The sequence below is a fragment of the Nonomuraea roseola genome, assembly GCF_039535395.1.
GTDB lineage: Bacteria > Actinomycetota > Actinomycetes > Streptosporangiales > Streptosporangiaceae > Nonomuraea > Nonomuraea roseola.
Genome location: NZ_BAAAXC010000015.1, coordinates 852,381 through 871,970, shown reverse-complemented (window position 1 = coordinate 871,970; position 19,590 = coordinate 852,381). Strand labels below are relative to the sequence as shown.

22 protein-coding genes are annotated in these 19,590 nt (G+C 69.3%); 14 read left to right on the top strand and 8 right to left on the bottom strand.

The window, feature by feature from the left end:
- Positions 1 to 44: 44 nt before the first annotated feature.
- The 5 genes from ABFX55_RS27160 (at position 45) to ABFX55_RS27140 (ending at position 3,864) form a co-directional block, all read left to right on the top strand.
- Positions 45 to 371, top strand: coding sequence for a DUF742 domain-containing protein (locus ABFX55_RS27160; protein WP_221241885.1), 327 nt, complete (start codon positions 45 to 47; stop codon positions 369 to 371).
- 72 nt (positions 372 to 443) lie between these two features.
- Entirely contained in the window at positions 444 to 1,022 is a 579-nt protein-coding gene (locus ABFX55_RS27155; protein WP_183648757.1) for a GTP-binding protein, read from the top strand.
- Between the two features lie 54 nt (positions 1,023 to 1,076).
- Positions 1,077 to 2,408, top strand: a complete 1,332-nt coding sequence (locus ABFX55_RS27150) for an aldehyde dehydrogenase family protein (protein ID WP_346125530.1) — start codon at positions 1,077 to 1,079, stop codon at positions 2,406 to 2,408.
- A gap of 2 nt (positions 2,409 to 2,410) precedes the next feature.
- Complete coding sequence (locus ABFX55_RS27145) at positions 2,411 to 2,854, top strand: hypothetical protein (RefSeq protein ID WP_346125528.1); 444 nt, start codon at positions 2,411 to 2,413, stop codon at positions 2,852 to 2,854.
- Positions 2,851 to 3,864 (top strand): nitrilase-related carbon-nitrogen hydrolase, encoded by a 1,014-nt coding sequence (locus ABFX55_RS27140; protein ID WP_346125526.1) that lies wholly within the window; start codon positions 2,851 to 2,853, stop codon positions 3,862 to 3,864. Before ABFX55_RS27145 ends, ABFX55_RS27140 begins: the two co-directional genes overlap by 4 nt.
- Here ABFX55_RS27140 and ABFX55_RS27135 read toward each other — a convergent pair.
- The 8 genes from ABFX55_RS27135 to ABFX55_RS27100 form a co-directional block, all read right to left on the bottom strand.
- Positions 3,833 to 4,573: an ABC transporter permease gene (locus ABFX55_RS27135; RefSeq protein ID WP_346125524.1), complete on the bottom strand. Its 741-nt coding sequence runs from the start codon at positions 4,571 to 4,573 to the stop codon at positions 3,833 to 3,835. The genes ABFX55_RS27140 and ABFX55_RS27135 overlap by 32 nt on opposite strands.
- Positions 4,570 to 5,304: an ABC transporter permease gene (locus ABFX55_RS27130; protein WP_346125522.1), complete on the bottom strand. Its 735-nt coding sequence runs from the start codon at positions 5,302 to 5,304 to the stop codon at positions 4,570 to 4,572. The genes ABFX55_RS27135 and ABFX55_RS27130 overlap by 4 nt, the downstream gene beginning before the upstream one ends.
- Positions 5,301 to 6,251, bottom strand: a complete 951-nt coding sequence (locus tag ABFX55_RS27125; RefSeq protein WP_346125520.1) for an ABC transporter substrate-binding protein — start codon at positions 6,249 to 6,251, stop codon at positions 5,301 to 5,303. Before ABFX55_RS27125 ends, ABFX55_RS27130 begins: the two co-directional genes overlap by 4 nt.
- Positions 6,248 to 7,021, bottom strand: coding sequence for an ABC transporter ATP-binding protein (locus ABFX55_RS27120; protein ID WP_346125518.1), 774 nt, complete (start codon positions 7,019 to 7,021; stop codon positions 6,248 to 6,250). Before ABFX55_RS27120 ends, ABFX55_RS27125 begins: the two co-directional genes overlap by 4 nt.
- Before the next feature lie 183 nt (positions 7,022 to 7,204).
- On the bottom strand, positions 7,205 to 8,209 hold the full coding sequence (locus ABFX55_RS27115; protein WP_346125516.1) for a methyltransferase: 1,005 nt from the start codon (positions 8,207 to 8,209) through the stop codon (positions 7,205 to 7,207).
- 19 nt (positions 8,210 to 8,228) lie between these two features.
- Positions 8,229 to 9,008 (bottom strand): ABC transporter permease, encoded by a 780-nt coding sequence (locus ABFX55_RS27110; RefSeq protein WP_346125514.1) that lies wholly within the window; start codon positions 9,006 to 9,008, stop codon positions 8,229 to 8,231.
- Positions 9,005 to 9,778 carry an ABC transporter permease gene (locus tag ABFX55_RS27105; RefSeq protein WP_346125512.1) on the bottom strand — a complete coding sequence of 258 codons (774 nt, stop codon included), beginning with the start codon at positions 9,776 to 9,778 and terminating at the stop codon, positions 9,005 to 9,007. Before ABFX55_RS27105 ends, ABFX55_RS27110 begins: the two co-directional genes overlap by 4 nt.
- Positions 9,775 to 10,761, bottom strand: coding sequence for an ABC transporter substrate-binding protein (locus tag ABFX55_RS27100; RefSeq protein ID WP_346125510.1), 987 nt, complete (start codon positions 10,759 to 10,761; stop codon positions 9,775 to 9,777). The genes ABFX55_RS27105 and ABFX55_RS27100 overlap by 4 nt, the downstream gene beginning before the upstream one ends.
- 451 nt (positions 10,762 to 11,212) lie before the next feature.
- Between ABFX55_RS27100 and ABFX55_RS27095 the strand changes: the two genes are divergently transcribed.
- The 9 genes from ABFX55_RS27095 to trmD all read left to right on the top strand — a co-directional run bounded on the left by ABFX55_RS27095 (position 11,213) and on the right by trmD (position 19,579).
- Positions 11,213 to 14,083: a sensor histidine kinase gene (locus ABFX55_RS27095; RefSeq protein ID WP_346125508.1), complete on the top strand. Its 2,871-nt coding sequence runs from the start codon at positions 11,213 to 11,215 to the stop codon at positions 14,081 to 14,083.
- Positions 14,080 to 14,502, top strand: coding sequence for a roadblock/LC7 domain-containing protein (locus ABFX55_RS27090; protein WP_183648729.1), 423 nt, complete (start codon positions 14,080 to 14,082; stop codon positions 14,500 to 14,502). The genes ABFX55_RS27095 and ABFX55_RS27090 overlap by 4 nt, the downstream gene beginning before the upstream one ends.
- A gap of 5 nt (positions 14,503 to 14,507) precedes the next feature.
- Complete coding sequence (locus ABFX55_RS27085) at positions 14,508 to 14,897, top strand: DUF742 domain-containing protein (RefSeq protein WP_346125506.1); 390 nt, start codon at positions 14,508 to 14,510, stop codon at positions 14,895 to 14,897.
- Positions 14,898 to 14,904: 7 nt separating this feature from the next.
- Positions 14,905 to 15,462 carry a GTP-binding protein gene (locus ABFX55_RS27080; protein WP_183660138.1) on the top strand — a complete coding sequence of 186 codons (558 nt, stop codon included), beginning with the start codon at positions 14,905 to 14,907 and terminating at the stop codon, positions 15,460 to 15,462.
- Positions 15,463 to 15,517: 55 nt separating this feature from the next.
- Positions 15,518 to 17,074 carry a signal recognition particle protein gene (gene ffh / locus ABFX55_RS27075; RefSeq protein WP_346125504.1) on the top strand — a complete coding sequence of 519 codons (1,557 nt, stop codon included), beginning with the start codon at positions 15,518 to 15,520 and terminating at the stop codon, positions 17,072 to 17,074.
- A 474-nt stretch (positions 17,075 to 17,548) separates the two neighbouring features.
- The gene (rpsP, locus tag ABFX55_RS27070; RefSeq protein WP_346125502.1) at positions 17,549 to 17,998 is read left to right on the top strand and encodes a 30S ribosomal protein S16; all 450 of its coding nucleotides are present in this window, start codon (positions 17,549 to 17,551) and stop codon (positions 17,996 to 17,998) included.
- A 1-nt stretch (position 17,999) separates the two neighbouring features.
- Positions 18,000 to 18,245: an RNA-binding protein gene (locus tag ABFX55_RS27065; RefSeq protein WP_183648723.1), complete on the top strand. Its 246-nt coding sequence runs from the start codon at positions 18,000 to 18,002 to the stop codon at positions 18,243 to 18,245.
- A gap of 69 nt (positions 18,246 to 18,314) precedes the next feature.
- Positions 18,315 to 18,809, top strand: a complete 495-nt coding sequence (rimM, locus tag ABFX55_RS27060) for a ribosome maturation factor RimM (RefSeq protein WP_346125500.1) — start codon at positions 18,315 to 18,317, stop codon at positions 18,807 to 18,809.
- Entirely contained in the window at positions 18,806 to 19,579 is a 774-nt protein-coding gene (gene trmD, locus ABFX55_RS27055; RefSeq protein ID WP_346125498.1) for a tRNA (guanosine(37)-N1)-methyltransferase TrmD, read from the top strand. Before rimM ends, trmD begins: the two co-directional genes overlap by 4 nt.
- Positions 19,580 to 19,590 lie beyond the last annotated feature (11 nt).

Here is a 19,590-nt window from a genome sequence, read left to right as displayed (position 1 = left end):
ATCAGGGGCGACAACCTGCCCCGCGCCCGCAGGGGTCGAGCTCTCTGGTCAGGCCGTATGCCGTGACCGGAGGGCGCACGGCGCCGCGGGTGAAGTTCGCGATGGAGGCGCTGGTCTCCTCGGCCACCTCCGAACATCGCGACCTCTCTCTCCTCAGTCCGGAGTACCAAGCGATCATCCAGTTGTGCCGATCGGTCAGATCGGTAGCGGAAGTCTCCGCCCTTTTACGAGTTCCGCTCGGCATCACCCGGGTGCTGATCGCGGACATGGCGTCCGAGGGCCTGATCCGCGTGCACCAGCCGCAGCTGGAAGCGGGTAAGCCGGATCTCAACCTGCTTGAAAGGGTGCTCAGTGGACTTCGTAGGCTCTAGTGTCAACGGGAAATGCGCGACATTGACCGCCATCGCCTGCCTCAGCCGGCTCGAACCTCACCTGGCGGACCGATGAGCACGTTCCCTGTTGAAGGTGGGCTCACCTCGACGAAGATCGTCGTCGCTGGTGGCTTCGGTGTGGGCAAGACGACGTTCGTGGGTGCGGTGTCGGAGATCCTGCCGCTCACCACCGAGGCGGTCATGACCGACGCGTCGGCGCACATCGACGACGTGTCGCTCACGCCGAACAAGACGACCACCACGGTGGCGATGGACTTCGGCAGGGTCTCGCTCGACCGCGACCTCATCCTCTATCTGTTCGGCACGCCCGGCCAGCACCGGTTCTGGTTCATGTGGGACGACCTGGTGCGCGGCGCGATCGGCGCCGTGGTGCTGGTCGACACCCGCAGGCTGGCCGACAGCTTCCCCGCCATCGACTACTTCGAGGAGGCGAAGCTGCCGTTCGTGGTCGGGATCAACGGTTGGGACGGCCAGTACCTCCACGCGGAGGAGGAGATCAGGGAGGCGCTGACCCTCTCGCCGCACATCCCGCTCGTGCGCCTGGACGCCAGGTCGCGCGAGTCGGTGAAGAGCACGCTGATCACTCTGGTGGAGCACGCGCTCACGAGCCACGTGGGACCGCGCCGCTGACCCGAGAGAACCGGTGGTGATCCGCCGTCCTTGCGGCTATTGTCGGCTCTGATCATGGTGGGGAACCCGCTCACAGGTGAGCCAGACCGGCCGCTGTCGCCGCCGTCGGCCGAGGAACTGGCCGCGACGGCCCAGACGCTGCGCTCGCGGTCGGCGGCCTGGCGCGCGGCCGACCGCGGCCGGGCGCTGACCGCCTTCGGCGCGGCCGTCGCGCGTGACGAGGACCTGCTCGAAGCGCTGGTCGCCGACACGGGCAGGCGGGAGGAGTCCGAGCTCGAACGGCGCGCCGTGGCCGCCACCGTCGACAGATGGGTACGGCAGGCTCCCGCCCTCCTGGCCGACAGACCCGACGAGCCCTCGGCGCTGCCCGGGATCGTGGTGGGCGGCGAGGCGGTGCCGTACGAGCTGGTGGGTGTGATCAGCCCGTGGAACTTCCCGCTGCTGCTCGGCCTCATCGACGCCGTCCCGGCGCTGGCGGCGGGGTGCGCGGTGCTGGTCAAGCCCAGCGAGCTGACGCCGAGGTTCGTCGAGCCGCTCATGCGGCTGGTCCCTGCCGAGCTGCCCCTGCGGGTGGTCGAGGGAGACGCGGAGACGGGCAGGTCGCTGGTCGGCCTGGTCGACGCGGTGGTGTTCACCGGCAGCGTCGCCACAGGCAGGCAGGTGGCCGAGGCGGCCGCCCGCGCCTTCATCCCCGCCTTCCTCGAACTGGGCGGCAAGGACCCCGCGATCGTGCTGGCGGGAGCCGACCTCGACCGGGCCTCCTCGGCGATCCTGCGCGGCGGCACCGCCAACGCGGGACAGGCCTGCCAGTCGATCGAACGCGTCTACGTGGCCCGCGAGGTTTTCGACGACTTCCTGCGTCTGCTGGTGGCCAAGGCCGCGCAGGCTCCCGCGGGGCCCCTGGTCACGACCGGCGTCATCCCCGAGCACCTGGCCGACGCCGTCGCCAGGGGAGCGGTCGTGCGCACAGGCGGTGAGATCGAGCGGCGCGAAGGGTGGCACCGGCTGCGCCCCACGGTGCTGACCGGCGTGGACCACACCATGCGGGTGATGACGGAGGAGACCTTCGGCCCGATCCTGCCCGTGATGCCGTTCGACGGTGTCGACGAGGCGGTCGAGCTGGCCAACGACTCCGACTACGGCCTGTCGGCCGCCGTCTTCGCCGCCACCGAGCAGGAGGCGAGGGCAGTGGCCTCCAGGCTGAGAGCCGGCGCGGTCAGCGTCAACGACGCCGCGCTGACCGCCTTCGTCCACGAGGGCGAGAAAGACTCCTTCAACCTTTCGGGCCTCGGCGGCTCGCGGATGGGCCCCGCCTCCATCGGCCGCTTCGTCAGGCGCCGAGCCCACCTGGTGAACAGGTCACCCCGATCCGTCTGGAGCGTGTAGCGATGGGACTTCGCGCGGAGATGCCGCTGCTGGCCAGGCACGAAGGCGAGTGGGAGGGCACCTACCTCCATCTCGGCCGCGACGGCGGCGTGCTCGACTCGCACCGCTCGCGCATCACCTGCGCGATCGTCGGCGACGCCGCCTACCACCAGGTCAACGAGTACACCTGGGACGACGGCAGGCGCGAGGTGCACGAGTTCCCCGGCGCCTATCTCGGCGGCGGGCGCTGCGCCTTCGACACCGAGCGCATCAGCGGCGAGTTCTGGGAGGTCGACGCCTCCACCATCTACCTCAACTGGGTCTACAAGGCCGAGGGCGAGGACCTCAAGCTGTTCGAGCTGATCGTGCTGAGCGACGACGGCGGCACCCGAAGCAGGGTGTGGCAGTGGATCAGGTCAGGCGAGTGCATCAGGCGCACGCTGATCGACGAGAAGCGAGTCGGATGACCGCCTACCGGGCGCTGGCCCTGCAGGTCAGCACCCAGGCGGTGAACGGCGCGGCCGACCCGCGCGCGCTCATGCGCGCGGCGATCGGCTCGATCGCCGCCCAGACGGCGGCCGCCAAGGCCTGGATCGGGCCCGACCTGCGGCTGGTCGTCCTGCCCGAGTACGTGCTCACCGGCTTCCCCTTCGGCGAGAGCGTCGAGGAGTGGCGGGCCAGGGCGGCCATCGCGCCGGGCGGGCCCGAGTACCAGGCGCTTGCCGAGATCGCCAAGGCGCAGGACGTGTACCTGTGCGTCAACGCCTACGAGAGCGATCCGCACTTCCCCGAGCTGTTCTTCCAGGCCACCGTCATCCTCGGGCCCGCGGGCGAGGACGTGCTGCGCTACCGGCGGCTGCACTCGATGTTCTCCCCCTCGCCCTACGACGTCTGGGAACGCTACCTCGACGTCTACGGGCTCGACGCCGTCCTGCCCGTCGCCCGCACCGAGCTCGGCAACCTGGCGGTGATCGCCTCGGAGGAGATCCTCTTCCCCGAGCTGGCCAGGGCGCTGGCGCTCAGGGGCGCGGAGGTCTTCTGCCATCCGACCTCCGAGGCCTCCTCTCCCTCGCTCACGCCGAAGGCGATCGCCAGGCGGGCCAGGGCGATCGAGAACCTCGCGTACGTGGTCTCGGCCAACAGCGGCGGCCTGGCGGGGCTGCCCATACCGGGCGACTCCACCAGCGGGGGCTCGGAGGTGCTCGACTTCGAGGGCCGTCCGCTGGCGCAGGCCGGTCAGGGGGAGTCTCTGGTGGCCGCGGCCGAGCTCGACCTGGCCGCGCTGCGCCGCTTCCGTCGCCGCCCGGGCATGGGCAACCTGCTGTCCAGGGTGAAGCCCGCCCTCTGGGCCGAGGAGTACGGCTGGCACGACGTCGAGCGCCCCGACGGGCTGGCCTCGTCCGCGCCGTCGCGGCAGTGGTTCGCCGAGCGGCAGAAGGAGGCGATCAGGCGGCTGTACGGCCCCGATGCCACCTGAGCGCCCTGCGCTCCACCGCCAGGAAGAGCCCGTTCAGCACCACGCCCAGCACGCCGAGCAGCACGATGCCCGCCCACATCGCGGGGATGTCGAAGCTGCCCTCCGCCTCGCGCATCCGGTGCCCGATGCCCTCGCTGCTGGCGTACAGCTCCGAGATCACCATCATGATCAGCGCGAGCGCCACGCTGAGCCGCAGCCCTGCGAAGATCTTCGGCGCCGCCGCGGCCAGCACGACCCGCCAGCGAGGCAGGTGGAAGACCTGGGCGGTGTCCAGGTACTGGGTGTCGACGTGGCGGGCGCCGTCCATCGAGTTGACGAGCACGGGCCACAGCACGCCGTAGACGATCGCGGCCAGCTGGATGGGGGTGCCGACCTTGAAGAACACCAGGAACACCGGCAGCAGGGCGGCGGGCGGCACCGACCTGCCGAAGTGGACCATCGGCTCCACCAGCTTGGCCAGCAGCGGCGAGCGGCCGAGCAGCACGCCGAGCGCGACGCCCGCCGCGGCGGCGAGCGCCCAGCCGGCGGCCAGCCTGGCCAGGCTCGGCACCAGGTCGGCGGCGACGTCCTCGGTCGCGGCCATCTCGCGCATCCTGGCCAGGATGGTGGAGGGCGGAGGGAAGTAGACCGCTCCCGCGGAGCGGGTGACCATCTCCCACGCGAGCGCCGCGACGGGGATCAGCCAGTACCAGGCCAGGCGCCTGATCACGTGGCCCACCTCCAGCGCAGCAGCCGCCGCTCCGCCGCGGTGAACAGCGCGTTGGCGGCGAGGCCGAGCGCCCCCGCCCAGACGGTGGCGGCGAGCATCCTGTCCACCCTGTTGGCGCTGCCCGCCTGCACCAGGTAGGCGCCGATCCCGCCGCCGCCTCCGGCGAGGAGCTCCACGCTGACGGCCACGATAAGGGTCACCGAGACCGCGATGCGCACGCCCGTCGCGATGAACGGCGCGGTGCTCGGCAGGGAGACGCGCCACAGCACGGCCATGGGGCCGAAGCCGAAGCCGCGCAGGGTGTCCTTGGCGAGCGGGTCGACGTCGGCCAGGCCGTACATCGTGTTGATGAGCAGCGGCCACGAGCAGGTGTAGACGATCAGTGCGATCTTGGCGTCATGGCTGTCGGTCCAGAGGAACATCGCCAGCGGGATGAGCGACAGCGAGGGGATCGGCCGCAGGAACTCCACCAGCGGTCGCACCGACCGCTCGACCGCGGGCACCGAGCCGAGCAGCAGCCCGGCCGGGACGGCCGTGACCACCGCGATCAGCAGCCCCGCCGCGCAGGCGGTCAGCGTGGCGCCCACGTCGGAGAGGAAGGAGCCGTCCGCCGCGAGTCCCGCGGCCGTCACGAGCACCACGGACACGGGAGGCAGCGCCTCGATGAGCCCCAGGCGTCCCGCGGCCTCCAGCACGAGCAGGAAGCCGAGGACCCCCAGCGTTCTGATCATCCGATCTTGGACGGGATCATGGTGGTGACGTCGGGCTTGGACTTCAGATAGCCATAGCCGTGCAGCAGGTCGGCCAGCTTCTGGAAGCTGGCCTTGTCGACCTCGGCGGAGAACTCGCCCAGCTTCATCGCCGACGCCGCCGCCGCGGGGATCTGCGTGTAGGTGGGGATGACGGCGTTGATGGCGTTCCTGTCGGCGCTGGCGACCTGCTGCGCCTTGGCCAGCGCGCGGTGGAAGGCCGCGGCCGTCTTGGGGTTCTTGGTCAGCCACTCCTCCGACACGCCCCACGCGTCGAGCGGCAGGCCCGCCGTCGGCCCCGAGGTGGTGTCGATGATCTCGACCGCGCCGAGGTCGTTCCTGGCGGCCGTCAGGAACGGCTCCACCAGCCACGCGGCGTCGATCTTCTTGGTCGACAGCGCGGTCAGCTGGTCGGCGAAGGGCACCGCGGTGAACTTCACGTCGTCGGGCTTGAGCCCCGCCTGCTGCAGGTGGGCGTTCGTGACGGTCTGGCCGAGCGCCTTGAGCACGTTGACGCCGACGGTCTTGCCCTTGAGGTCGGCCGCCGTCCTGATGGGGGAGTCCTTGGGCACCACGACGCTGGCGATGCCGGGCGCGGCGGTCTGCACGTGCTGGAAGAGCCTCAGCTTGGCGGCGCCGGAGTCGTTGATGGCCAGCAGCGAGACGTAGCTGGTCAGGAAGGCGTCCATGCTGCCGTTGAGGATCTTCGGCATGACCGCCTGAGGGGCCTGGATGATCTCGGTCTTGACCGTCAGGCCCTCGGCCTTGAAGAAGCCGTTCTTCTCGGCGATGAACAGCGGTGCGGAGGAGGGTACGGGGACCACGCCGACGGTCAGCGTCGTCTTCTCCTGGGCCGCCCCGCCGTCACCGCCGCCGCAGGCGGTCACGCCGCTGACCAGGAGAACGAGAGCTAGGGCGGCTCGTTTCACGCAGGGGTCCTCTCGAGGCCGCGCACGAGGCGTCCGACCTCGGCGCGCAGGTGGACGAAGTCGGAGTGCTCGCGGGTGGTGATCTGGTCGCGCGGCTCGGCCAGCTCGACCTTCAGGTCGCCGACGACGTGCGCGGGGGCCTTGGACAGCACCACGACCCTGTCGCCGACGTAGACGCTCTCGTCGATGTCGTGGGTGATCAGCACGATCGTCATCTTGTGGTGCCCGCGCACCTGCAGGACCAGGTCCTCCAGATCCTCCCTGGTCTGCGCGTCGACCGAGCCGAACGGCTCGTCCATCAGCATGAGCGCGGGCCGGTAGGCCAGGGCCCTGGCGATGGCGACCCGCTGCTGCATGCCGCCGGACAGCTGGAAGGGGTACTTCTTGCCGGCCTCCGCCAGCCCCACCGACTCCAGCGCCTCCTGTGCGGCCGCCCTGCGCTGTTGTTTGTCCATCTTCCTACGGCGCAGCGGCAGTGCCACGTTGTCGGCCACGGACATCCAGGGGAAAAGCGAGCGGCTGTAGTCCTGGAAGACGACCGCCAGATTGTCGGGGGTCTGCTTGACCAGCTTGCCCTCGATGCGGACCTCGCCGCCCGTGGGCTGGATGAGGCCGGCGATGGAGCGAAGCAGTGTCGACTTGCCCGCGCCGGAAGGGCCGACGATGCACAGCAGCTCGCCCTCGGCGACGCTCAGATTCAGCCCCTCGATGGCGTGATGGGCGCCGGGTCCAGTGCCGTAGACGTGGGAGAGGTTCGATATCTCAAGCACGGTGAATCCTCAGGCCGCAGGGGGAGTCGAAAAACGTGGTCCAGACTCTATCGGAGCACCTTGGCCATGGACTATGGTCGCGCCCGGTTTACTGCATTCAAGGAAATGTGCGGCTTTATGCCTAGGTAAATGTGGCTCCTAGGCACGAAGTCCCGAGAGCCACGTTCACCTGGGCATTTCCCGTCAGACGGGTACGGCCTCGACCAGGCTCGCTCCCGCCGAGAGGTCGAACACCTCGGTCAGCCTGAACCCGGTCTTCTCCAGCAGGACGGAATACTCCTGCCTGGTGCGCTCGGTGCCCCCGTCGAACAGGGCGAGCATGCGCATGTCCATGTCCTTTCCGACATGGGGCTCGTCTTCGTCGGGCAGGACCATTTCCAGGATGAGCAGCCGCCCGTCCTCCCTGATGGCCTCCCTGACCCGGCGGAGGATGCGCTCGGCGTCCTGGTCGTCCCAGTTGTGCAGGATGCTCGCGAGGAGATAGGCGTCGAAGCCCGCGGGCACCTGCGCGAAGAAGTCTCCGGCCAGGACCTCGCACCGCTCCATCAGGCCGTGCGCGGTGAGCGCCGCCGTCGCGCCGGGCACGACGTGATCGAGATCGACCAGCACGCCGCGCATCCGCGGGTTGGCGTGCAGGACCGCCGCGAGGATGTGGCCCTTGCCGCCCGCCACGTCCACCAGCGTGTCGACCCGCGAGAAGTCGTAGCGCTCGGCCACCTGCTCGGCGAAGGGCATGGCGCGCGAGGTCATGTAGGTGTCGAAGATCTGGCCCACCTCGGGGTGCTGCCCGAGGCGCTGGTAGAGGGGGCCGTACCGCTCGACGAACGCCGAACGGCCCTGTCGCACGGTCGTGGGGAGGTTGCCGAGGGCGTACCAGAAACTCTCCTCGGCGATCATCCGGACGGCGGGCAGCGTCGAGTCGGGTACGTCGGAGCGCAGCGACGAACCGTCCGCCGTCAACTCGTATCTGTCCTGCCCGACCGAGCGCACGATTCCCATGCCGGCCAGCTCGCGCAGCACCCGTCGCAGGGAGGGCGCGTGCGCGCCGCACCTGATGGCGAGTTCCTCGGCGTTCAACGGGCCTTCGGCCAGATGGTCGGCGCATCCCAGCTCCGCCATCGTGGCCAGCGCGGCGAACCTGGAGATGCCGGAGATCGACTCCCAGATGGGGCCGGCCGGATGGGACATGATTCCTCCAACACGGGATCTACAGTGTGCGCCTGGCGTGGTGGTGCCACACCAGGAGTCGTCGCTCGGCCACCGAGAACAGCGCGTTCACCAGATAGCCGAGCAGCCCGAGCAGCGCGATCGCTCCCCAGACGGTCGGGGTGTCGAACTCGCGCTGGGCCTGGAGCAGCTGGTAGCCGATGCCGTCGGTGCTGCCGAACAACTCGGAGATGACCATCAGGATGAGGGCGAGCGACAGGCTGAGCCGCAGGCCCGCGAAGATCTTGGGCGCCGCCGCGGGGATGACGACGTTGCGCAGCTGCTGCGCCCTGGTCAGGCCGAAGACGGTCGCGGTCTCGGTGTAGGTCCTGTCCACGCCCTTGGCGCCGTCGATGGAGTTGAGCAGCACGGGCCACACGACTCCGAAGACGATGGCGGCGACCTGCATCGCCAGGCCGGCGTGCAGGAGCACCATGAGCAGGGGCAGCAGGAGCGGCGGCGGGATGACCCTGCCGAACTGGATGAGCGGTTCGACGTAGTCGGCCGCGGTGCGGGCCCTGCCGATGATCACGCCGAGGACCACGCCGAGCACGGCCGCCAGGACCCACCCGAAGAACATGCGGCCCAGGCTGGGCAGGAGGTTGGCGACGGCGTCATCGGTCAGGAAGAGCCTGGTGAAGGGCCCCGAGAACCACAGCTCGTGCATCCTGAGCACGATCATGGAGGGCGGAGGGAAGTCGGTGTCCTGCGCGAGCCTGGTCGCCAGCTCCCACACGGCCACGACCAGCGGCACCAGCCACGCGCGCTTGAGAGCGGTCACGTCGTCGCTCCGGTTCTGGCCTGGTGCCAATGGAAGAGCCGCCGTTCGGCGAAGACCAGCAGCGAGTTGGCCACCATGCCGATGATCCCGGCCCAGAACGTGGCGGCCAGGATGAGGTCGGTTCGGTTACCGCTGCTCGCCTGGATGACGAAGACGCCGATCCCGCCGGTGCCGCCTGCCAGCAGCTCGGCGCTGACCGCGAGGATCAGCGCGATGCCCGCGGCGATGCGCACGCCGGTGAGCACGAACGGCGCCGCGCTCGGCAGGCTGACCCTGCGCAGCACGTCCAGGGGGCCGAAGCCGAAGCTGCGCAGCGACTCCTTGGCCAGCGGATCGACGTCGTGCATGCCGTAGAGGGTGTTGATCAGTACAGGCCACAGCGAGGCGTAGACGATGACGGTCACCTTCATCATCGAGTCCACCGGGATCAGCAGGATCGCCAGCGGGATGATCGCCACTGACGGGATCGGCCGCAGGAACTCCAGGAGCGGCCTGGTGGCACGCTCCACGGCTGGCAGGCTTCCCAACAGGACGCCGAGCGGAACCGCGATCACCACCGACACGAGCAGACCCAGCGCCCAGTTGGTGAGGGTGGTCGCGACCCCGGACAGGAAGAGCGGGTCGGCCAGCAGGGCCGCCGCCTCCCACAACACGAGCGAGGGCGGCGGGAAGACCACGTCATCGGTGAGCCCGAACCTGATGGTGAGCTCACCGACAATGAGGAACCCCGCGACGCCTGCCGCGCCGCGGAGGATTCGCGCACTGATCATCCGCTGGCGCCGACCAGAATGGTCTTCACGTCGAGCGGGCTCTCGATGTACTTGTACTCGAGCATGAGGTCGGCGACGCGCTGAAGCCGGGTCGCGTTGAGCGAGGTCGGGAACGTCCCGAGGGTGATCACCGACGCGGTCTTGGCGTCGATCTTGGTGTAGTCGTCCAGCACCGCCTCGACCTCCTTGCGGTCGTTGGCCACGAGCTGCTGGGCCTTGGCGATGGCGCGCTGGAAGGCGGCCAGCGTCTTCGGGTTCTTCTGCACCCACTCGTCGGTCGCCATCCACGCGGCGATCGGCAGGTCGGCTGTCTGTCCCGACATCGTGTCGGCCAGCTTGCGGAAGCCGGACTGGCTCTGGGTCGCGGTGATGAACGGCTCGGTCATCCATGCCGCGTCGCCCTGCCCCGTGCTGAGCGCGTTGGCCATGTCGGGGAAGGGCTTCTCGACGAACTTGACGTCGTCCTTCGTCAGGCCCGCGACCTTCAGGGTCGCCTCCACCGTCAGGGTGCCGATGTTCTTGAGGGTGTTGACCAGAACGGTCTTGCCCTTCAGGTCGGCGACGGAGTTGAGCGGGGAGTCCTTGGGGACCATGAGGTTGAAGGTGTTCGGGGCCGCCTGGTAGACGTCGCCGACGACCTTGATCTTCTCGCCCTTGCTGGCCGCGAGGAAGGTCGAGACGTAGTTGGTGTGCGAGATGTCGAGCTGGCCGCTCTTGATGTGGGGGAGCGCGAGGGCGCCGCCCTGGATGAGGACCGGCTCGACGGTGAGCCCCTCCGCCTTGAAGAAGCCCTTGGCGTTGGCGATGTAGAGCGCGGCCGGGTCGGGGATGGGCAGGGCGCCGACCTTGATGGTGGTCTTCTCCAGTCCCTTTCCTCCCGCGGTGGGGCTGCTGGCGGTATCGGAACCCCCGCCACAGGCGGCAAGGGTGAGCGCGGCCGCGATACCGAGAACGAGGGCGCGCGCGCGGACTGTGCGAGTCATGGAGGAGCTCCTGGGGGGGAAGCGTAAATGTCCGTTATGACGGGCGTGAAGCGTACAGGAGCGGGGATCTTTCCTGGAAGGCAAGCGCCCTGTATAGGAGCACATGCGCTAAAAGGAAAGATTATGATATGTCGCTAATGTGGGGCTTAATGTCCATAAGCGACTAAATGTCTGATTTTCTGGGCGATCTGCTGACGGTCCGTCGCCGCCCCTGCAATAAAGTGGATCTGTTTGGAGCGTTCCATAAGTTGCATTGCATTGGCTGGGGATAGAAGGTTGTGCTCCAATTGCCCCGATACTTGCCTGCAACCACTCGTCTCACCGGCGAGCCGGTTCACTCCGCACATGCGCAGGCATCCCCGAGAGGTTACGACTTGTGAGCACAGCAACGACCGGTTCCGGTCGTGGCATCGCGCCGGAACCCCCGGGCCCGCCAGAGGCTCGTGAGCCGATGCCCGAACCAGGTGAGGACGCCGGCAGGAAGATCGCCCTGCGTAACTGGCGAGTACGCACCAGACTGGTCGCGCTCATCGCCGTCCCGACCCTCGTGGCCGTTCTGCTCGGCGCGCTCCGCGTGACCACGTCGATCAGCAGCGCGGAGGAGTACGGGCGAGTCGCCGACGGAGCTGAACTGGTCGTCGCGCTCGGCGCTCTCGGACACGAACTCGCGCTCGAACGCGACCTTTCGGCTCGGCACGCCGCGGCCAACAGGAGCGGCGACGACCTTCAGAGCCTCAAGAGTCAGTACCAGGCGGTCGACACCGCCGTCACGAAGGCCAAGTCCGCCGCGAACGCCGCCGAAGAATCCATGTCGGAGCTGGGACGGCGTCAGCTGGCACAGGTACGGGCCCGGCTCGACCAGCTGCCCCTTCTGCGGGCCACGGTCTCCGGCGAGGGCAGCCAGCTGCCCCCGCTGCCCGTCATGGAGAAGTACTCCGAGGTCATGTCGGACCTTCACCCCCTGTACGACGAGACCGTCCAGGGCATTTCGGACGACGAGCTCACCGTCACCAACGCCGCACTCGGCGCCATCGCCAGGTCCAAGGACGAGGTCTCCAAGCAGCGGGCACTGCTGGCGATCGCCCTGGTCAGAGGCAGGTTCGACGGCACGGAGTTCGACGCCTTCCTGTCGGCCAGGTCCAGCCGCGAGAGCGAGCGCAACGCCTTCCGCGCCGCGGCCACCCCCGCGCAGAGGCAGTTCTACGACGACACGGTGACGGGCGCGGAGATCGGCCGCGCCGAGCTGTACGTCGCCAGAGCGGTCTACCTGCACAACCAGCGCACGTCGCTGCGCGCTCTCGACACCTCGACGACCCAGGACACCGCGCGCTGGTTCGAGGCGATCACCAAGACCGCCGACCGGCTCTACACCGTCGAGAAGAACCTGTCCGGCTCCATCAGCATGAGGGCCGCCGAGCTCAGGGCCGCCGAGCAACAGGTCGCCATCATCAACGTGGGCCTCGTCCTCGTGCTGCTCTTCATCGTCCTGGTCATCACCGCGATCATGGCGCGCTCCCTGGTGCTCCCCCTCCGACGGCTGCGCGGCGACGCGCTGGAGGTCGCGGGCAGGACACTGCCGGGAATCGTCCAGAAACTGCGCGAGGAGGGGCACACCGCGGAGAGCGTCGAGGTGCCGCCCATCGGGGTCTCGTCCAGGGACGAGATCGGAGAAGTGGCCAGGGCCTTCGACGAGGTGCACCGCGAGGCCGTACGGCTGGCCGGCGAGGAGTCCAAGCTCCGCGCCAACGTCAACGCCATGTTCGTCAACCTCTCCCGCCGCAGCCAGACGCTCGTCGAGCGGCAGATCACCCTCATCGACGGCCTGGAGCAGGGCGAGCAGGACGAGCAGCGACTCGCGAACCTGTTCAAGCTGGACCACCTTGCCACCCGCATGCGGCGCAACTCCGAGAACCTCCTGGTCCTCGCGGGCCAGGACCCCCCGCGCCGCTGGAGCCAGCCGGTGCAGCTGGTCGACGTGGCCCGCGCCTCGCTGTCGGAGGTCGAGAACTACGACAGGGTGACGCTCCAGGTCCCCGGCGGCGCGGCCGTCGCGGGACAGGCGGTCAACGACGTCATCCACCTGCTCGCCGAGCTGGTGGAGAACGCTCTCGCCTTCTCGCCTCGCGAGACCCACGTCGTCGTCTCGGGCAACAGGATCGACGGCGGCGGCGTGATGGTCTCCATCACCGACTCCGGCATCGGCATGACGCACGAGGAGATCGTCCAGGCCAACGAGCGCCTGGCCGTCGCCCCGACCGTGGACGTGTCGGTCTCGCGCCGCATGGGCCTGTTCGTGGTCTCGAGGCTGGCGCACAGACACGGCATCAGGGTGCAGCTGCGCCCGCACGGCTCGGGCGGCCTGACCGCGATGGTGCTGCTGCCCGAAGCGCTCCTGGGCGGCGCGCCCGCGCCCGCGATGGCCGGATCGGGCATGGCGGGTTCGGGCATGGCGGGTTCCGGCATGGCCGGAGCCGGTGCCATGACGGGCGCCAGGGGCGGCGACGCCCGTACGCCGATGGGCTGGGGGAGCGAGCCGCAGCGGCCCGTCCCCTTCACCGCTGACACGGGGCCCGCATGGGCCTCCGACCCAGGGCCCATGGGCGGTCCCGGCGGCTGGCCCTCCGAGCCAGGGCCCGCTCCCGGCTGGGGTGGCGCCGACAGCGTCGCCCCCGACCCGTGGCCCTCGGCGCCGCAGTGGCCCTCGGACCCCGGCGCGTGGGCCTCGGGCCCGCGCCAGGCGCCGAGCACCTTCGACAGCGGCGAGGCCGACGTATGGGCGCCCAGCAAGGGCGGCGGCGGCGGAGGCTGGCAGGACACCTCACCCCCCGACCCCGCGTCGTCCTGGTCCTTCCAGGACAGGGAGCCCACCGTCCAGCGGCCCGGCAGGTACGACTTCCCCTCGGTCGAGTCGAACCCGACGGGTCCGATCCCGGCCGTGAAGCCCTCCACGGGCGACGAGTTCCTGCCGATCTTCGCCTCGGTCGAGTCGGCCTGGTTCGACAAGGGCGACGAGAGCGCCTCGTGGGGATCGTCCAAGGCGGACGCGGGATGGACGGCCGCCGAGGCCGTACGGGAGCCCGTCAAGGACGGGTCCACCGCCGCGGGACTGCCCAAGCGGGTCCCGAAGGCCAACCTCGTGCCCGGCTCCGCCGACACCTCGGCCCCCAAGGGTGTCGCCCCTATGCCGGAGATCTCGCCGGAGCGGGTGCGCAACAGGTTCTCGAGCTTCCAGCAGGGGCTCAGGGCCGCACGCGACGACATCGGCGAGGGCCGCTACCAGGGCGGCCCGAGAACCGTTGACAACAGGGAGGAGGACGAGTGAACGACCTGAGCCACGCGGCGCGCGGGGTCGACTGGTTGATCACCGACTTCGTGAGCAATGTCCCCGGCGTCGCTCACGCGGTAGTGGTCTCCTCGGACGGATTACCGCTGGCCGCCTCCGCAGGCTTCCCCGCCGATCGGGCCGACCAGCTGGCGGCCATAGCCTCGGGCCTGATCAGCCTCACACAGGGGGCGGCGAGGGTCTTCGAGGGTGGCCCCGTCACCCAGACGATCGTGGAGATGCAGCGCGGCCTGATGCTGATCATGTCGATCAGCGACGGCTCGTGCTTGGCAGTGCTGGCAGCGCCCGATTGCGATATGGGGCTGGTGGCGTATCAGATGACACTGATGGTGGAGCGGGCGGGGCAGGTTCTCACTCCTGCCGTACGCGCCGAGCTCCGCGCGACCCAGACCAGGTGATGCAGGTGTCGGACCCCAGATGGAACACCGGCGGCGACTGGCAGCCGCAGCCTCATTCGGAGCCCGCCTCGCCGGTCCGTCCATACGCGGTGACGGGCGGGCGTACGGCGCCGCGGGTGAAGTTCGCGATGGAGGCCCTGGTCTCCTCCGCCACGGTCGAACCGCGCGACCTGTCGCACATGCCGGAGTACGCGGCGATCAGCCAGCTGTGCCGCAATGTCAGGTCGGTGGCGGAGATCTCGGCTCTCCTGCGGATCCCCCTCGGCGTGGTCAGGGTTCTGATCTCGGACATGGCGACGGAGGGACTGGTACGGGTGCACCAGCCGCAGCTCGACGCCGGCAAGCCCGACATCAACTTGCTCGAAAGGGTGCTCAGTGGACTTCGCAGGCTCTAGCCGCGGACTGACCTCGACGAAGATCGTCGTGGCCGGCGGCTTCGGCGTGGGCAAGACGACGTTCGTGGGTGCGGTGTCGGAGATCCTGCCGCTCACCACCGAGGCGGTCATGACGAACGCCTCGGCGGCGGTGGACGACCTGTCGCTCACCCCGAACAAGACGACCACGACCGTGGCGATGGACTTCGGCAGGGTGTCGCTGGACCAGGACCTGATCCTGTACCTGTTCGGCACGCCCGGCCAGCACCGGTTCTGGTTCATGTGGGACGACCTGGTGCGCGGCGCCATCGGCGCCGTCGTGCTGGTCGACACCAGGCGCCTGGCCGACAGCTTCCCCGCCGTCGACTACTTCGAGGAGGCGAAGCTCCCCTTCGTGGTCGGTCTGAACGGCTGGGACGGGCACCAGCTCCACACCGAGGAGGAGGTGCGCGACGCGCTCACGCTGTCGGCGCACGTCCCCATCGTCAGGCTGGACGCGCGCTCACGCGATTCGGTGAAAAGCGCACTGATCACCCTGGTGGAGCACGCGTTGACCGTCCGCATGGCCGTACCCGGTCTCCAGTAGCGGTTAGGCTGAGTCGCAAGACCACGCATATTCGCTTCGAGGACTGGCCAACCACGTGTTCGAGACGCTTTCCGACCGGCTGACATCGGTCTTCTCCTCCCTCCGATCCAAGGGTCGGCTGTCCGACGCCGACATCGACGCCACGTGCCGCGAGATCCGCATCGCGCTGCTCGAGGCCGACGTCGCGCTGCCTGTGGTCAAGGCGTTCGTCGCCCAGGTCAAGGAGCGGGCGCGCGGCGTCGAGGTCTCTCAGGCGCTCAACCCCGCCCAGCAGGTCGTCAAGATCGTCAATGACGAGCTGATCGGCATCCTGGGCGGGGAGACCCGCAGGCTCCGCTACGCCAAGACGCCGCCCACGGTCATCATGCTGGCCGGTCTGCAGGGCGCGGGTAAGACAACTCTGGCGGGCAAGCTGGCCAAGTGGCTGCGCGACCAGGGCCACGCGCCCATGCTGGTCGCCGCCGACCTGCAGCGCCCCAACGCGGTGACGCAGCTGCAGGTCGTGGGCGAGCGCGCCCAGGTCGCGGTGTTCGCGCCCTCGCCGGGCAACGGCGTCGGCGACCCCGTGGAGGTCGCGCGCGAGTCCATCGAGCAGGCCAGGCGCCAGCAGCACGACATCGTCATCATCGACACCGCCGGCCGCCTGGGCATCGACCAGGAGCTGATGAAGCAGGCCGCCGACATCCGCGACGCGGTCTCGCCCGACGAGGTCCTGTTCGTCGTCGACGCCATGATCGGTCAGGACGCGGTCACCACCGCGCAGGCCTTCATGGAGGGCGTCGGCTTCGACGGCGTCGTGCTCACCAAGCTCGACGGCGACGCCAGGGGCGGCGCCGCGCTGTCGGTGCGGCACATCACCGGCAGGCCGATCATGTTCGCCTCGACCGGTGAGAAGCTCGAGGACTTCGACGCCTTCCACCCCGACCGGATGGCCTCCCGCATCCTCGACATGGGTGACATCCTCACCCTGATCGAGCAGGCGCAGAAGACCTTCGACGAGGACCAGGCCGCCAAGATGGCGGGCAAGCTGACCTCGGGCGAGAACTTCACACTCGAGGACTTCCTCGAGCAGATGCAGATGGTCCAGAAGATGGGGCCCATCAAGAACCTGCTCGGCATGATGCCCGGCATGGGGCAGATGCGCGACCAGATCAACTCCATCGACGACCGCGACCTCGACCGCATCGCGGCGATCATCCGCTCGATGACGCCGGGCGAGCGGCAGGACCCGAAGATCATCAACGGGTCGCGGCGCTCGCGCATCGCCAACGGCTCCGGCGTGTCGGTCACCGCCGTCAACAACCTGGTCACCCGCTTCTTCGAGGCGCAGAAGATGATGAAGCGGATGGCGGGCGGCATGGGCATCCCCGGGATGCCTGGCGGCAGGAAGGCCGCGAAGGCGGCGCAGAAGAAGACCAAGAAGGGGCGTCGCGTGAGCGGCGACCCGCGCAAGGCCGCGCTCGGCAAGGGCCCCGCCACTCCTGAGGAGGCGGCCCCCTCCAAGGGCGGCGCGCTGGGCAACCTGGGCGGGCTCGGCGGCAAGCTGCCCAAGGGGATGGAGCTGCCGCCCGGCTTCGACCCCTCCAAGCTGAAGCTTCCCGGCCAGCAGTGATGTCCGGCAAGCGCACCCGCCTGATCATCGCGGTCCTCGTGCTCGCGATCGCCGTCCTCACGGCGCTGCAGGCGCTCGGCGTCGGACCGCGGACCTGAGACGGCCGTGCGGCGGGCTCCCCCGCCGCACGGCCGTCCGTCTTCCCGCACCCTCTTACGGCCGTCTCTCCGCCCCCCTTGCACGGCTGTTTCTCCGGCGTCCTGCGCGGCCGTCTGTCCGCCGTCACGTACGGCGGCGTCCTGGGTGGTCCGGGCAGGCGGGAACGCCGGGATGGCCGAGACTTTGCGGTGACCTGCCGTAGCCGGTCGAAGGCAGTACCAAGGGTCTGGCACAATGACATGTTGGAACACCGTGACCAGGTGGGTGCCCTCTCACCTCCCGCCGGCCACGCCTGTCCCTCGAACCGGTGCCTTGTCGTGCCCCACTCGGCGAGGCGAGGTTCACCCACGCTCTAATGCAGGAGAGACCACACCAGTGGCAGTCAAGATCAAGCTCAAGCGGCTCGGCATGATCCGCAACCCGCAGTACCGCATCGTCGTCGCCGACAGCCGCACCAAGCGTGACGGCAGGGCGATCGAAGAGATCGGTCTGTACCACCCGAAGGAGAACCCCTCCTTCATCAAGATCGACGCTGAGCGCGCCGCTTACTGGCTGGGTGTCGGCGCGCAGCCGACCGAGCCGGTCCTCAAGCTGCTCAAGCTCACCGGCGACTGGCAGAAGTTCAAGGGCGAGGCCGCCCCTGAGCCGCTGAAGGTCGCCGAGCCCAAGCCCGACCGTCACGCCATCTACGAGGCCGCGGCCAAGGAGTCGCTGTCCGGTGGCGACACCGGCACGACCGCCACCACGCCGAAGAAGGCCAAGAAGAAGGAAGAGGCCGCGGAGCCCGCCGCTGAGGCCCCCGCCGAGACTCCGGCCGAGGCCTGACATGCTCGAGGAGGCCCTTGAGCACCTCGTCAAGGGCATCGTCGAGAATCCCGACGATGTCCGGGTCCGCGCACGCCGCATTCGCAGCGGGCGCGTCCTCGAGGTCCGGGTCCACCCCGAGGACCTCGGCAAGGTCATCGGTCGCGGCGGCCGCACGGCCAAGGCGTTGCGCACAGTGATCAACGCCCTGTCCGACGGCAAGTACGTACGGGTCGACCTGCTCGACCTGGACGAGGCCGTCCGCTAGAAGGAAGTTTTGGGCGCCCCCATCGGCTCGGTCCGGTGGGGGCTGCTTTTCGTATCCGTGGAGGATCAGGTGCAGCTAGTCGTCGGCAGGATCGGCCGTCCGCATGGAGTGCGCGGCGAGGTGACCGTCGAGGTCCGCACCGACGAGCCGAGCCTGCGCTTCGCCGCGGGCACGACGCTCGACAGCGCGCGCGGCCCGTTGGCGGTCGAGGGCCACCGCTGGAACAAGGGTGTGCTGCTGGTGCGCTTCGAGGGCGTGCTGTCCAGGGAGGCGGCCGAGGAGCTGCGCGACACGCTGCTGGTCATCGACTCCGAGGACCTGCCGCCCTCCGACGACCCCGACGAGTTCCACGACCACCAGCTGATCGGGCTGGCCGTCGTGACCGTCGAGGGGGAGCCGGTGGGCGAGGTCACCGACGTGCTCCATCACGGCCAGGACCTTCTGGTGGTCGGGCGCGCAGGCGAGGACGACGCGCTCATCCCGTTCGTGAAGGCGCTGGTGCCCGAGGTCGACGTGGCAGGCGGCAAGCTGGTGGTCGATCCCCCCGAGGGCCTGCTGTCATGAGGCTCGACATCATCTCGATCTTCCCCGAGTACTTCTCGCCGCTCGACGTTTCGCTGATCGGCAAGGCGCGCGAGCGTGGCACCCTCGACGTGCGGCTCCACCAGCTGCGCGACTGGGCGCGCGACGTGCACAAGACCGTCGACGACACCCCGTACGGCGGCGGCCCCGGCATGGTCATGAAGCCTGAGATCTGGGGCGCGGCCATCGACGAGATCACCGAGGGCGGCACGCCCCGCATGATCGTCCCGACCCCCAGCGGCCGCCCCTTCACCCAGGGCCTGGCCCAGGAGCTGGCCCAGGAGCCGTGGTTGCTGTTCTGCTGCGGCCGCTACGAGGGCATCGACTCCCGCGTCATGGCCGAGTACGGCACGCGCATGCGCGTCGACGAGGTCAGCATCGGCGACTACGTCCTTGCCGGCGGCGAGGTGGCGGTCCTGGTGATGGTCGAGGCGATCGGCCGCCTGCTGCCCGGCGTGCTCGGCAACGCCCACTCGGCCGTCGACGACTCCTTCGCGCCGGGGGCGATGCAGAACCTGCTCGAGGGGCCCGTCTACACCAAGCCGCCGGTATGGAGAGGGCGCGAGGTGCCCGAGGTGTTGCTGTCGGGACACCACGGCAAGGTGGCGAGGTGGCGCAGGGACGAGGCGCTGCGCCGTACCATGAAGAACCGGCCCGATCTGGTCGAGGCGCTCGACGCCTCGGCTCTTGACAAGCGTGACAGGGAGCTGCTGCTCTCGTTTCGCGCTGAGCCGGAAGATATGGCAGACTGAATCGCTGGTGT

Coding starts and splice junctions, on each gene's coding strand:
- ABFX55_RS27140 (WP_346125526.1), top strand. CDS start 2,851: ATGACCGCCTACCGGGCGCTGGCCCTGCAGGTCAGCACCCAGGCGGTG.
- ABFX55_RS27145 (WP_346125528.1), top strand. CDS start 2,411: ATGGGACTTCGCGCGGAGATGCCGCTGCTGGCCAGGCACGAAGGCGAG.
- ABFX55_RS27105 (WP_346125512.1), bottom strand. CDS start 9,778: ATGATCAGTGCGCGAATCCTCCGCGGCGCGGCAGGCGTCGCGGGGTTC.
- ABFX55_RS27115 (WP_346125516.1), bottom strand. CDS start 8,209: ATGTCCCATCCGGCCGGCCCCATCTGGGAGTCGATCTCCGGCATCTCC.
- ABFX55_RS27100 (WP_346125510.1), bottom strand. CDS start 10,761: ATGACTCGCACAGTCCGCGCGCGCGCCCTCGTTCTCGGTATCGCGGCC.
- ABFX55_RS27065 (WP_183648723.1), top strand. CDS start 18,000: ATGCTCGAGGAGGCCCTTGAGCACCTCGTCAAGGGCATCGTCGAGAAT.
- ABFX55_RS27155 (WP_183648757.1), top strand. CDS start 444: ATGAGCACGTTCCCTGTTGAAGGTGGGCTCACCTCGACGAAGATCGTC.
- ABFX55_RS27130 (WP_346125522.1), bottom strand. CDS start 5,304: ATGATCAGAACGCTGGGGGTCCTCGGCTTCCTGCTCGTGCTGGAGGCC.
- trmD (WP_346125498.1), top strand. CDS start 18,806: ATGAGGCTCGACATCATCTCGATCTTCCCCGAGTACTTCTCGCCGCTC.
- ABFX55_RS27150 (WP_346125530.1), top strand. CDS start 1,077: ATGGTGGGGAACCCGCTCACAGGTGAGCCAGACCGGCCGCTGTCGCCG.
- ABFX55_RS27095 (WP_346125508.1), top strand. CDS start 11,213: ATGCCCGAACCAGGTGAGGACGCCGGCAGGAAGATCGCCCTGCGTAAC.